The sequence below is a fragment of the Methylotuvimicrobium sp. KM2 genome (assembly GCF_038051925.1).
Classification (GTDB): domain Bacteria; phylum Pseudomonadota; class Gammaproteobacteria; order Methylococcales; family Methylomonadaceae; genus Methylotuvimicrobium.
Genome location: NZ_CP150634.1, coordinates 605,659 through 618,819 on the forward strand (window position 1 = coordinate 605,659; position 13,161 = coordinate 618,819).

General features: G+C 48.7%; 11 protein-coding genes. 3 read left to right on the forward strand and 8 right to left on the reverse strand.

The features are described from left to right. The first annotated feature begins 485 nt into the window (after positions 1-485). A complete protein-coding gene (locus tag WJM45_RS02655; protein WP_341325412.1) occupies positions 486-2,384 on the forward strand; it encodes an IS1634 family transposase in 1,899 nt (632 codons plus the stop codon). Between the two features lie 303 nt (positions 2,385-2,687). Here the strand turns inward: WJM45_RS02655 and WJM45_RS02660 are convergent, their stop codons facing one another. The 3 genes from WJM45_RS02660 to WJM45_RS02670 all read right to left on the reverse strand — a co-directional run bounded on the left by WJM45_RS02660 (position 2,688) and on the right by WJM45_RS02670 (position 4,808). Then, a complete protein-coding gene (locus WJM45_RS02660; protein ID WP_341327454.1) occupies positions 2,688-3,086 on the reverse strand; it encodes a cupin domain-containing protein in 399 nt (132 codons plus the stop codon). Positions 3,087-3,273: 187 nt separating this feature from the next. Beyond that, the gene (locus WJM45_RS02665) at positions 3,274-3,813 is read right to left on the reverse strand and encodes a DUF2058 domain-containing protein (RefSeq protein ID WP_341327455.1); all 540 of its coding nucleotides are present in this window, start codon (positions 3,811-3,813) and stop codon (positions 3,274-3,276) included. 23 nt (positions 3,814-3,836) lie between these two features. Beyond that, a complete protein-coding gene (locus tag WJM45_RS02670) occupies positions 3,837-4,808 on the reverse strand; it encodes a calcium/sodium antiporter (protein WP_341327456.1) in 972 nt (323 codons plus the stop codon). A 162-nt stretch (positions 4,809-4,970) separates the two neighbouring features. Between WJM45_RS02670 and ald the strand changes: the two genes are divergently transcribed. After that, a complete protein-coding gene (ald, locus tag WJM45_RS02675) occupies positions 4,971-6,077 on the forward strand; it encodes an alanine dehydrogenase (RefSeq protein ID WP_341327457.1) in 1,107 nt (368 codons plus the stop codon). Positions 6,078-6,399: 322 nt separating this feature from the next. Here the strand turns inward: ald and WJM45_RS02680 are convergent, their stop codons facing one another. The 3 genes from WJM45_RS02680 to WJM45_RS02690 form a co-directional block, all read right to left on the reverse strand. After that, positions 6,400-6,660: a hypothetical protein gene (locus WJM45_RS02680; protein WP_341327458.1), complete on the reverse strand. Its 261-nt coding sequence runs from the start codon at positions 6,658-6,660 to the stop codon at positions 6,400-6,402. A 270-nt stretch (positions 6,661-6,930) separates the two neighbouring features. After that, positions 6,931-8,298, reverse strand: coding sequence for a hypothetical protein (locus WJM45_RS02685; protein ID WP_341327459.1), 1,368 nt, complete (start codon positions 8,296-8,298; stop codon positions 6,931-6,933). After that, positions 8,285-9,571 (reverse strand): hypothetical protein, encoded by a 1,287-nt coding sequence (locus WJM45_RS02690; RefSeq protein WP_341327460.1) that lies wholly within the window; start codon positions 9,569-9,571, stop codon positions 8,285-8,287. The genes WJM45_RS02685 and WJM45_RS02690 overlap by 14 nt, the downstream gene beginning before the upstream one ends. Positions 9,572-9,904: 333 nt before the next feature. Between WJM45_RS02690 and WJM45_RS02695 the strand changes: the two genes are divergently transcribed. Then, positions 9,905-10,816, forward strand: coding sequence for an NAD(P)-binding domain-containing protein (locus tag WJM45_RS02695; RefSeq protein WP_341327461.1), 912 nt, complete (start codon positions 9,905-9,907; stop codon positions 10,814-10,816). A 260-nt stretch (positions 10,817-11,076) separates the two neighbouring features. On the opposite strand, the gene WJM45_RS02700 is transcribed toward WJM45_RS02695, so the two are convergent. Further along, positions 11,077-12,558, reverse strand: a complete 1,482-nt coding sequence (locus tag WJM45_RS02700) for a polysaccharide biosynthesis C-terminal domain-containing protein (protein WP_341327462.1) — start codon at positions 12,556-12,558, stop codon at positions 11,077-11,079. A 326-nt stretch (positions 12,559-12,884) separates the two neighbouring features. Further along, complete coding sequence (locus WJM45_RS02705) at positions 12,885-13,127, reverse strand: hypothetical protein (RefSeq protein WP_341327463.1); 243 nt, start codon at positions 13,125-13,127, stop codon at positions 12,885-12,887. Positions 13,128-13,161 lie beyond the last annotated feature (34 nt).

The window sequence follows — 13,161 nt, forward strand, 5'->3', positions numbered from 1 at the left end:
GGATCGAACACCCCGGCGCCTCCTCTGGCATTGCCGAAATTTGAAGTGCGGAAGGTATAACCCGCCCCGAACGTTTTGGTTTGCTTTGACAATGATTGAAACGTTTAGGACGGGGTTACAAACCATACGCATCAAGCTAAAAACGGCCACACCAGACCACGTCTGCTCTTTCCAAAGTTGCTATTAAAGCACGTAGCCCGTATGCAGCGAAGCGGAATACGGGAATGGCGTGGCTCCGAGCTTCCCGGATTGCGCTACGCTCCATCCGGGCTACGCTGGTTAGACTCGCCGAAAGCGATTGGTAGCGATTTAGCCCACCTTTAACATTTTCTAGTAAATATCTATCATTCGCAAAAATTATTAATTTTTTAACTAATTGATATCATTGGGCTATAAAAATCGACTTCCTCGAAAATGGCTAATGTAGTGCCATAAAATGCCTTAGGCATCTTGCGCCGCCTCGCGGTTTGCGCTAAGTTGACGGCATGTTTATTCGACGCACTCAAACCCGCTGCAGAGCCACCGGCGAACCTCATGAGACTTATCGACTGGTTCATTCCGAACGCATCGGTCAAAAAGTTAAACAGGTCACACTGCTGAATCTAGGCCGGCATTTTTCGATCCAGCCCACTTTTTGGCCGGCCTTATGTCGCCGTGTCCTGGAGTTGTTATCGTTGCAAACGAGTTTATTCGATCCGGACTTACCTCAGACGGTGGCCTTGGCCGCGGAACATATCGCCGCGCGCTTGTTGGCGGAAAGCGCGCCATTGCTCGTGAGGCTTTCGTTGATCCCGACCCCAGCCATGAGTGTCGTCAATGAAGCCGCACAGGCGGCTTCGGAATCGGTCTCGTCGGAGCCACCGGAGTCCCGGACTCCCGCTGAAATATATACCATTGATGCGAACTCGCTGGAATTAGCGAGGCCCCGTTCGATCGGTGTCGAGCAGGTCGGTTTGGCGGCGATGGACTTGGTCAATTTTACCTCGCTGCTGATGGGACTGGGTCTCTCCGGGCCGATACGGGCGGCGGTCGTGGGTTCGATCATCGGGCGCATGGCAGCGCCGGCTTCTGAGGCCGCCACGCACCGTTGGCTAGGTCAGCGCAGCGGTTTGGGCGAGCTGTTGGACGTCGATTTCGAACGCATGAAGCCGATCACGTTGTATCGGGCTTCAGACGCTTTGATGAAGCACCGGGACGTCATCGAACGCACGCTGTTCAACCGGGTGCACGATCTGTTCGGTTTCGAGACCACGGTTACCTTATACGACTTGACCAATACCTACTTCGAAGGCACGGCGGCCGCCAATCCGAAAGCGCAACGGGGCCGCTCCAAAGAAAAGCGCCGCGACTGTCCACTGGTCACGCTGGGCTTGGTGCTCGATGGCAGCGGCTTCGTCCGCCGTTCCCAGACCTTCGACGGCAATGCCTCGGAAGGCAAGACCTTGGCCGAGATGCTCAAAGACCTCGGTGCACCACCCGGCGCCTTGGTGGTCATGGACGCAGGCATCGCCACGGAAGCCAATCTCACCTGGCTGCGCGAACACGGTTACCGCTATCTGGTCGTCAGCCGCGAACGCGCTCGGCAATTCGAAGCCGACACCGCGATCCCGATCGAAACCGCCGCCGGCTCCGCCGTCCACATCCAGCGCATCGACGACAGCGAACACCAAGAAGTGCGCTTGTATTGCTACTCCGAACAGCGCGAACAAAAAGAGCGCGGCATCAATCAACACCTGTGCGAGCGCTTCGAAGCCGGATTACAAAAAATCGCCGACGGCCTCCACAAGCCTCGCGCCGAAAAGCGCCTCGACAAACTGCAACAGCGCATCGGTCGGCTCCAAGAAAAATACCACGGTATCGGCCAGCATTACACGATCGAACTGACCCCGGATGAGACCGGCGAAAAAGTCATCGGCCTGACCTGGTCGAAACAGCCCAAAGCCGGCAGCCGCCTGAGCCATCCCGGCGTCTATTGCCTCCGCAGTAACGAAACGCAATGGGATGCTGAAAAACTGTGGCGCACCTATATCATGCTCACCGACCTGGAAGCGGTGTTTCGTAGCCTTAAATCCGAACTCGGGCTTCGTCCGGTCTACCATCACAAAGAAGTCCGCGTCGACGGCCATTTGTTCATCACCGTCCTGGCCTATCAGTTCGTGCAAATCATCCGCCGGCAACTGAAAGAACACGGCATTCACGACCGCTGGTCCACACTGCGCGACATCTTGTCCGTTCAGCAGCGCGTCACCGCCTCCTTCCGGCGCGCCGACGGCGGTATTCTGCACATCCGCAAAAGCACACAACCGGAAGCGGAATTAGCACGGATTTACCACACATTGGGCCTTGACCCGCTTCCTGGAGGTGTACAAAAAACTCTACTATAGATCGAATTACGCTTAAAAAACGCCTATGTAGTGCCTTACGGTCATTTATGATCCAATAAAATATTGATTCATAAAGAGTTTTAAAGTTAGGTGTCAAACATGGGTTAGCAGCGGGGATGTCTGTGCTTAGGGTTTGGTCGTAAACAACTTCCCTATTTTTAGGGAGGGGTCGGTAGCTCGATTGGCAGGTGTCGGCGGCAGGGAAAGCCGCCGTCAAGCCAAGTAAAGACTTCATGTGCTTCATGGTTAAACTGCTGAATTTAAGATGATGGCTGTTTTCGACGGCCAAACCAAGAGTGCCGGTTATTTTTTCTCGGGTTGTTTCGGTTGCGCGAGTTCGAAAATGATCAATTCGGCGGAGCTTTTGCCGACATTTTCGACCGACATGACATCTCCGGACTCCCAGAAAACGTCACCGGCTGAATAAACTCCCGTTTTATCGCCTTCAATGACCTTTAACTTGCCTTTGACGACATAGCGAGGGCCAGGGCCGTCGTGGGTATGGTCCGGTGTTTTGAATCCTGCCGGAATGGTGACTTTGATTGTCTTGGCATTGACGGTATTCGACGGTAATTCGATCTGTTGTTCTAATAATAGCTTTCTATCGAATTTGCCTTGAGTTTGCGCGGTCGCCGTTGAAATGCCCAGCGTTAGCATGGCTAAAGGTAACCCTGCGTATTTTAAATAACAATTATTATTCATTTTCCTTTCTCCCGTATAAATTTATTGTGAGATTGTTTGATTGTTAGTTGGTGATTTTGTTGCATTTACCCAGCTTTAATATTTATGGGTATAAGGTATTGAAAAATTAATTATTATATTCAATGTCATAGTCCATAGTTAGCGCATTTTTTAAGGCTGGGTCAAATCTTGCTATTTCAATAAGAAATTACCAAATCAAATCGTCCGGTATTTGATAATCGGCATAGGGGTCGTCAGCTTCGGGTTGTTTAGGGGGTTCGTTGATTAAAACGATCACGCCTGGTAAGCGTTGTTCGATTTTTTGGGCAATTTCGAGCGGTACGATTTGGTATTGTTTTTCGCAAATGACGATTGCCGCACGGCCATTGACGATTTGATTTCGTACGAACTCCGAAACATATACCGATTTAACTTTGCCGTTATCGTTAAAATTGTATCTTACGCCGTCATTGCTTTGCGCAAACTTATGTTGTTCGACCAATTGTTTGATCTGCGCGGCTAGCTGTTTACGTTCCGTTTCCTCTTTTTTTAGTTGATTAAGCAGGCGGTCTTTCTCTTGTTGTTCCGTTTTCGCTTTTTGTATCTCAAGTCGAGTTTGCTCCGCAGCTGCATGGGCATTCTTTTTGGGTTGTTTGCGTTTTTCGGCTCGGATTTGTTTAGCCTTGGTGTCGCTGGCAAGGCCCGACTTAAGCAGTTGTTCCTGTAGGCTTAATTTTTTTTGACTCATGGTTTTTCGTGACGGCAATAAGTTTAAATAGTAGTGACCGAAAAGATCAGATAACAGGTATAAGCGATGTAGGCCGATAATAATAATCCGCCTTCGATACGGTTGATTCGCCCTCCGCCATTGTAGGAATAACCCAGGACGAAAAGAGAAGCCGTTAACGCAGCCATGACCGGCCAATCTCTGATCAAAATATCTTCAGGGATCGTCATGGGGTGTATGGCTCCCGCGATCCCGACGACCGCAGTCGTATTAAACAGATTGGACCCGATAATATTCCCCAAGGCAATATCGTGCTCACCCTTCTTGGCGGCGATGACCGATGATGCTAGTTCCGGCAGGGATGTGCCGATTGCAACGATGGTTAGGCCAATAATCAAGTCGCTGACGCCTAGGCTTTGCGCAATCGTGACCGCGCCTGAGACCAACATCTGTGAGCTGACGACCAATAATACCAAGCCTACGGCAACCCAAAATAAAGCACGTCCAAGTGTCATCGCGTGGGCTTGCAATTCGGATTCCATTTCTTTTTCGAAACTATCGGAGTCTTTATGCATGCCTTGGATGATGGTCCAGGCCATAATCATGCCAAACACCGCTAATAAAAGCCAGGCATCCAATTGAGTGAATTCGTTGTCATAAATTTGCCAAGCGGCGAATAGCGTGACAGCGCTAAGAATGGGGAGTTCTTTTCGAAGCACTTGTGAGTGAACGGCAATCGGGCTGATAATCGCGGTAATGCCGAGTATTAATGCGATATTGGTGATGTTTGAACCGTAGCCGTTGCCTAATGCAATATTCGGATTGCCATGCCATGCCGATATGGCGGACACAGCCATTTCCGGGGCGGAGGTGCCGAAGCCGACGATGACCATGCCAATCAATAGCGGCGACATGCCTGCAAAATTCGCAACAGCGGCCGCGCCTTCGACAAAGCGATCGGCGCTCCAAACTAACAATGCTAAACCGACAATGATTAGAACAACGGATAACGCCATGGAGACTCCAAAAAAGAAATACAGAATTTTATGATTCCGTATAGGGAAGGGTAAAGGAAATCGATTACAATCGAGCTTTGTAAGAGCCATTGTAGTACCGGTTTTATAACCGAATTATATTCCAATTCGGATGATAGCTTGCCACTAAATCAAGGAGGCGCAATGAGAATAGGTATTCCGAAAGAAATAAAGGATCAAGAAGGAAGGGTGGGCCTGACTCCCTCTGCCGCCGGAATATTGGTCGAGCGAGGCCACGAAGTGTTAGTTGAAATCGGTGCCGGATTAGATTCGGGGTTTACAGATAATCATTACAAGCAGCTTGGTGTTAATTTGGTTTCAGCATCGGAGGCTTGGCAGGCGGACCTAGTGGTTAAGGTCAAGGAGCCGTTGCCTGCCGAGTATCAGTATTTGAAGCAACAAACGGTTTTTACCTTTTTGCATTTGGCCGGCGTCGATCCGGCTTTGACCGACATTTTGCTCACAAATGGTACCACCGCGATTGCCTACGAACTGGTTGAAGATGAGCAAGGCCGGTTGCCGATTCTAGTGCCGATGAGTGCGATAGCCGGCAATGTCGCGGTCTTGATGGGTGCGTATTATCTGGCTAAGTTCAATGGCGGCAAAGGCGTTCAATTAGGCCGCATTGGCAAGAACAGGCATGGTAATGTGTTGGTCGTAGGCGACGGCGTGGTTGGCATGCATGCCGCTCGCGTGGCATCGGCAATGGGAGCCGAGGTTTATGTCGCCGGTATCGACAAATCGCACATGGATTGGTTGAGAAGAAACGAGTTGCCGGAAGTCAATTTCGTATTATCGACGCCGGAAAATATAAGCCGCATTGTTACCGAGGCAGACCTCATTATTGGGGCCGTGTTGTGCAGGGGAGACAAAGCGCCTAAAGTCATCACCGAACAAATGATAGCGACGATGATGCCCGGCTCGGTCGTTGTCGACGTCAGTATCGACCAAGGCGGTTGCATCGAAACTTCGCGGCCGACATCGCATACCGAGCCCGTTTACAGGACGCATGGCGTGATTCATTATTGCGTTAGCAATATGCCCGGCGCCTACCCTCGAACCTCGACACTGGCGCTCAATGAAGCGACTTTGCCTTTTGTTCTAAAGCTGGCCGAAGCAGATAAAGAAGGGCTTGAGCATCTTGACAGTGGATTAAAGAAAGCAGTCATGACTTATCACGGACAGTTGACCAATCATGCTGCAGCTGCAGCGCTTGACAAATTAAAGCATTATCGGGCTTTGGTTGATTAGCGTGGGAAAAATCAGCAATTCCCAGTTTGAGCAGTTTCGCCGATTTTAGGGTGTGGGGTATGCCTGTCGAGGAACGCCGTAAACCCATCCATGGGGGCTTGTCGGCAGCAGGGCAGATTTTGCATTACGTCAAGGATGGCGTGTAGTAGGGCAATGCAGGAGCAATTGCCGAGGAGCAAAAATCTGCCCTGCTGCCGACATCCTCGCCAAGCATACCCCTCACCCTTTTTGATCTCCAAATTGGGAATTGCTGGGGAAAAATAGTTCGGATTTCGATAGTTGGTTTTTTTGATAGTCCTTTAACGAGAAGTTTTTCCAGAGGTTAACGCTGCTGCCGCCAACGGTAATACACTTTCCCGTCATCGCATTGCCAACTCAAGCGTTGACTCCCGCTGTCGTTGATAAACGGTTGGCAATCGTGGTCGATTTTAAATTGTTCCCATTCGCCGTCGTCGATATTGGAACTGATGTAAGCACCGATCAACTTAAAAATGACAATACCGAATAACAGAACAATGATGGTTGTTGCAAGGTTATGTCGTAATAACAATATTATTTTTGCGGCTTTATGGAATAAGTACATGGCAGCCTTCCTGTTCGGTTATTGAATATGATTATCCTAAGAAGAGCAGTTGGCATGTGTTGTAGACCGTTCGTGCTGAGCCAAGTCGAAGCATGAACGGTCTACAACACTTTCACCGGCTTGGTGAAGCCTCAAACTACCCTCACCCTTCGACAAGGCTCTCTTGAGCGCAGACGAAGGGCTCAGAGCGAACGGGTAGTTTGAGTCTCTTAGCTGCTCTTTTTAGGATTATTGTTTGTTCATCGATGCCTATTTGAGTTTTGTGTTGCTTTATTCGGGCTCCGAATTCAACGGCAGTTCCCGAGGAGCTTGGTCGGTGGATTGCTTGGCTTTTCTCGCGGCCTGTATCATTTCGTTGCGCCGTTTCTCGAGTACCAGTAGCTCGATATCCCTGCGTAAATATTCGGAAGTTTCCTGAGTGGCTTCATAGCGTTTTTTCTGCTCTTCGATCTGCATCGCCAGTTCCATTTCCTTCAGGCGGCTTTCGTGTTGCAGCCTTTTCGCATGCAACTTTTCCTGCAATTTCTGAGCTTCTGATTGTTTTTGCGCAGCTAAAGCCCGTTCCGCTTCGGATTCGATTTGTTTTAAGCGCTGTTCCTGTTTGAGCTTTTCTTGTTGCATGCGTTCTTTCGCGGCATTCCATTGAGCTTGTTGTTCTTCGAACAGTTTGAGTTCGGCTGCGAGCTCTTTTTCTTTCAGTAACTGTTGATGCCTCAACTTTTCTTCTTGCAGTCGTTGCTCGTTTTCAAGTTGTTTAGCCAGTTGTTGGCGTTGCAATTCTCGTTGCGTTTCCTGCTCAAGCTCTTGCAGACGGGTTTGATGCCGGACGCGCTCTATGTACAGGCGTTCTTCCAGGTTGAATTGCTCGGTTATTTGTCGCTCTTGCTCCTTTAGTAAGCGCAAATTGGATTCTGCCTCAAGTGCTTGTTCTTTGATTTTTAATTCCGTTTCCCGGTTTCTTTTTTCGATAAGCAGGCGTTCTTGTTCTTCTTGTTGGCGCAGGTTTTCCCTATTTTGACGTTCCTTGAATTCGAAGTTTTTCTTTTGGATTTTTAAATAAATATCTTCTCGAGCAAAACCATTGTTCAGGTTTTGCGATTGCGCAACATCGGCAAAAGACGGTTGTATCGAGCATAACGCACGACACTGGATATGTTGAGTGATTAGTGTTTCGTTGATTTGCGATTGAATTCGCTTTTCGATCGGCGCTAAACCGGATTCTATCCATTCGCCATTGTCGAGTTTTTTAATTTCCTGGTCGATGACATCGCGAACCAGGCTTTCATAAGCTTTTTTGATATGTCGGTTGATCTCGGGCAAGGTCTCAAGATGTGCCATCGCATAGTGAATCGAGGCTTGAAAATGAATCGTCAGATTGATTTCGAGTGAGCAAAAACCGCCGTAGAGTTCGGCGCGACAGATCATCAGCCAGTCTTCGATCGGTAGATGATAAATACGATGGTAAAAACGCGGAGTAAATGTTGTGGGACGTGGAAAGGCCTTCCGATAAGGACCTAGTTTTGCGACGACTAAACGTCGGCTGCCGTCGAAGCCCGGGTCCCAAGTTTCGTCTTGGTCGTTCGCTTCGCTGGCGATATCGGCTAGCCAGAGGTCCAGAGGCGATTTAGTGCTGTTCATGGGTAGCGGGTTCGGTATTCATCGTTACAGGTTCTGCGCGTCCGGATTGCTCCTTGATTTTTTGTAGTTTATCGCCAAGCTTTTCGGCAATTAACGGATAAAGCGTCGGCGCGAATTCCACGGTACGGTCGTCGACTTTACGCAAAAAGCCCCGGCTAAGCAACAGGCCGACCGCAAACATTCTCGGCCAGTCTATATAGCGTTTGGCTTTTTCGATTTCGGTTTTTTCGATAATCATTTCCAGGGCATCGTTTTCGTTGATGCGAAATTGCGTGAATTGTCTAAGGCACTCGAAAACCAACTCTTCCTCTTGTTCAGTTAGTGGACCGGGAGCGGTGAATTCCAGGCGGTAGGAGAGCAGTACGGTAAAAAAATCGACCATGCCCGCGCACACTAAAGCAAAGGTCGAAAAGCCCGTCCACATTGCAAATGACGGTTTGATGCCTTGGATATATTGCGAGTAAGGCATCAATACCGGTGCCGCGGGTAAATGGGTGTTGAATTTGGCGACTTGCCGATTGAATTGCAATTGAACGGTCTGCAAGCCGCTCGATATCTGTTGATATATTTCTCGAATAGCTTCGGAATCTTGGTCAAGTTGATTTAAATTGGCTTGGAGTGCGCCGATTTGGACATCGAGTAACGCAAGCTGTTCTTCAAGCCCCGCCAATTCGGATTTTTTGTTTTGAAAAAGCTCGTTATAGTGCCGCCAGATTCGGCCTTCACCGACTTGGTTTCTTAATGAGGGAGGGATTTCAGGATGCGTGCCGAAATAAGCTTGAGTGACTTGTTGGTTCAATTCCTCGACTTCTAGCCGCTCTTTCGCCAACAATTCTCCTTTAATGGCGATAATTTTGCGTAAATAATCCTCGACTTTATTGCGGACTTCGTTGAGGCGTTGGATATGAATCGTATCTTGTTCGGAGATTTCATAAAACTTGAAATAAGAAAATGACACCGATGCCCCCAATGCGATCAACAGCGAGGCAAGCACGCTAAAATAACGCAATCGATTGGCGCGCCAATGAATTCCGGCGATCTCAAATGAGCAAATCACGATGATCGATTGAATCGCGACCGTGATGATTAGCGCGATCCAGGGTGTGATGAAATGCGACATGCCGTAATATGTCGTAAACCCGGAAGCCAAACTGAGCGCGAGAACGATGGGAATGGTCCATATTCGCATCAGACTTACGAATAGGGTTTGTATGATGTTGATGAGACGTCCTAGGCCGCCGCTTTTCATTTTTATAATTATTCGGTTGTCCATCGTCTGACTTTATGTTGTTATTCGAGCAAGCGTTATTGCGGAAATTTAGTAGGATTAAAAAAATTCTGCTAATAGTATCACATTGAATTTAAATAGTTTCTATTGAAAATATACTTCGCGCGGTCATGTTTGCGGCTTTTATGGCAATGCTATTTTGTTCGAGAGCAAGGCGCGAAAACAGGCGCATAGCAAGCTATGTAACTGTTTTCGCAACGCCGCTCTCGGACAAAAGAGCGCGTCAGCTTACCGAAAATGTGGCCGCGCGAAGTATAATCAATCGGTTGTCTTTATCCCGGCTGTTGCGAGAGCGTTTTAACATAGCGAGTATCAATCATGAAAATAGCCATAATCGGAGCCGGCCATGTCGGTTCTTCTTTAGCCTATGCTTTGGTGTTGAAGGGCTTGGGTAGTCATTTGTTGCTGGTTAACCGGGATGCGACCAAAGCGTTGGGCAATGCCTTGGATTTACAGCATACCCTGGCTTTTTGCGAACGGCCGATGCAAATAGAGGGCGGCCCGCTTGAAGAGGCGGTAGGCTGCGATATCGTCGCGATCACCGCTTCGGCGCCGATGACAAAAGGCATGATTTCTCGTATGGAATTGGGCAAAGCCAATGTCGAGTTGTTCAAGTCGTTGATTCCAATGCTGGCCGAAAATAATCCTGAAGCTGTTTTTATTATCATCACGAACCCGGTCGATGTGATGACTTGTTGGGCTACGCGGATTTCGGAGTTGCCCCCTTCAAAAATCGTCGGCATAGGCACGCTGGTCGATTCGGCACGTTTCAGGACCCTATTATCCAAGGCCGAACAGATTCATCCCGACGATTTAAGAGCCTATATTCTCGGCGAGCACGGACCGAATCAGTTTCCGGTATTCAGCCATGCTTCGGCCGGCGGCGAACCGATAACCGATAGTCCGAGGCATAGAGAGATTTTTGAAGAGGTCAACAAGGCTGGCTTCGAGGTCTATCGATTGAAAGGCTATACCAATTTCGCGATTGCTTCAGCCGCTTGTGAAGTCATCAGAACCATCGTTCACGATGAACACCGAACGATGCCGCTCAGTACTTGCTTCGATGATTGGCAGGGCATCAAAGACAATTGCTTCAGCATTCCGGTCGTGCTAGGTCGTTCCGGTATTATCCGATATTTACAGCCCGACTTGAACGAAATAGAACACGATGCGTTGAAGAATACGGCCAGAACGGTCCGAGCCAATATCGATAGTTTATTGTTTGGGTAGGTGAAAGATGAAAGGTGAAAGGTGAAAGGTGAAAGGTGAAAGGTGAAAGATGAAAGAGGAAAGGGGAAAGGGGAAAGGGGAAAGGGGAAAGAGGAAGGGAGTCTTGTGGGAGCGATCCCCAGATCACGATTTCGAAGCCGGTAAGCTTGGGTGAATAAGAAATGGTATCGAAGTCACATGGGTCAAGGTTCCTCGTTACCGCCGCTCCAGCGTGGGAATGCATGCCAAAGCTGAAAGATGAAGGGGGAAAGGTGGCTGAATCAAATATCGTGTTCGTGGCGCAGTAGCGGTCGAATATCGAACCACGTCGCGGTAACTAGATAAGCCGTAAGGATTGCCGAAGCGCTGAGCCAGGTGTTGATAAGATAGACTTCTGTCGCGAAATGATGCGCAGCATATAATGTCAAGCCGAAGGCGATATAGCCGGTGATCTTGCCTAGCTTATAGGGTACCGGATAGTAGCGGCGCCCCAGTAGCCAGGAGATGACGACCATGAATAGATAGCACGCCAGCGTCGCCCAGGCAGAACCGTGATAGCCCCAAATCGGGATCCACCAAATATTCAGCCAGGCTGTTAACCCTGCGCCCGCCAAAGATACCCAAGCGCCCATGCCGGTGCGGTCGGTCAATTTGTACCAGATCGACAGATTGACATAGATGCCGAGCAGTAGATTTGCGATCAATAAGACCGGCACAATATCGAGGCCTTCACGGAAATCCGAGCCGATAAAATATTGAAAGAAATCGATGAATAACGTCACGACTAGAAAAATAAACACGCCGAAGATTACAAAATAATTCATGATCAATGCATAAGACTTTTGTGCATCCTCACGTCCGGCTATGCTAAAGAAAAACGGTTCGCCAGCATAGCGGAAAGCTTGCACGAACAGGCTCATCAGAATCGATAATTTATAACAGGCGCCATAGATACCGAGCATTTGCAGATTGGTATCCAAATCATAAGGCAGCATATATTTCAATATTGCCCGGTCGAGCATTTCGTTAACCATGCCGGCGAACCCGATAATGACCATCGGCAATGAATAGATCAACATCGGTTTGAGTATAGTCGGGCTTAGCTGCAGGCGTATGCCGCGCAGTTGCGGAATCAGTAACAGGAATTTAAAACAACTGGCCAGCAGGTTGGCTAGGAAAATATATCCGACACCGATTGCCGGGTCGTAAATAAAACGAATCGCCGAATCCGGCCAGGCCGCAGCGATTTTAGGACAAGCAACCAGAAAAAACAGATTGAGGCCGATGGTCAAGAAAATCTCGGTTAATTTGATGCCGGCAAAACGCCATGCCCGGTTTTCCGCGCGTAACCGCGCGAACGGCAGCGCCGTTATCGCGTCCAGAACTAGAATCGATGCAAACCAAAGAATATATTCAGGATGTTCGGCGTAATGTAGATGCTCCGCCAAAGTTTCGTTGAAAAATACGATGAACCCCAGAAAAGTCAGATTGACCAAAACTAGAAAGCTTTGCGCGCCGGCATAGACCGTCTCGTTCGAAAAATTCTGTTTATTGCGAAATCGGAAATAGCCGGTTTCAAGGCCGCCGATCAACAGTACTGCGAAGAAACCGGCATAGGCATAAAATTCCGAGACCACGCCGTATTCGCCGGTACTGAACGTATAGGTGTATAGCGGGACCAGAAGATAATTAAGAAAACGGCCGATGATGCTGCTAAGGCCGTATATTGCGGTCTGTGAAACGAGTTGACGTAATGGATTCAAGGTCGGCGATTCGGGTTGTGACGAGCGGCCTAATATTATGGCCTAAAATTTTTCAGTTAGCAGTTAGCAGTTAGAAGGGTAGTATACCAATCGCACATCAAATTTCGGCACTTCAATACCTCCTCCCTCCGGGAGAAGGCTAGGATGAGGGGGATAAAAAAACCGAAATTTGATGTGCGAACACTATATAGTAGGTGGGCAAAAATGCGGCGCAATAGCGGTTGCCAATTGCGCCATGGCTTGTTTATCGAATTTGGAAAGCGGACGTTTATTTCAGCATATTTCCAGATACGAAGCTTTTGATATCGGCGGTAGGATCGACCGAATCAAGGATAGATTACCTTGGGTTGGAAATAGGCGGCCGGATATTTGGGATCGAATTCGACTTTTGCTGCTGGCTTCGGCGCTGCAGGTTTTGTATCCGACTTTTCGGCTAACTCTTTATCGATATAAACAACTTTCGGTTGAAAATTACTGGCCGGATATTGATCGTCGCTGGCGGCTGAAGTCGTCATTGACGCGAAAGTGAATCCGAATGCGGCCAAGCCTAATAGGATTGTTTTGATCATTATTGTATGGTCCTCCAGGTGGTGGAATATTAGT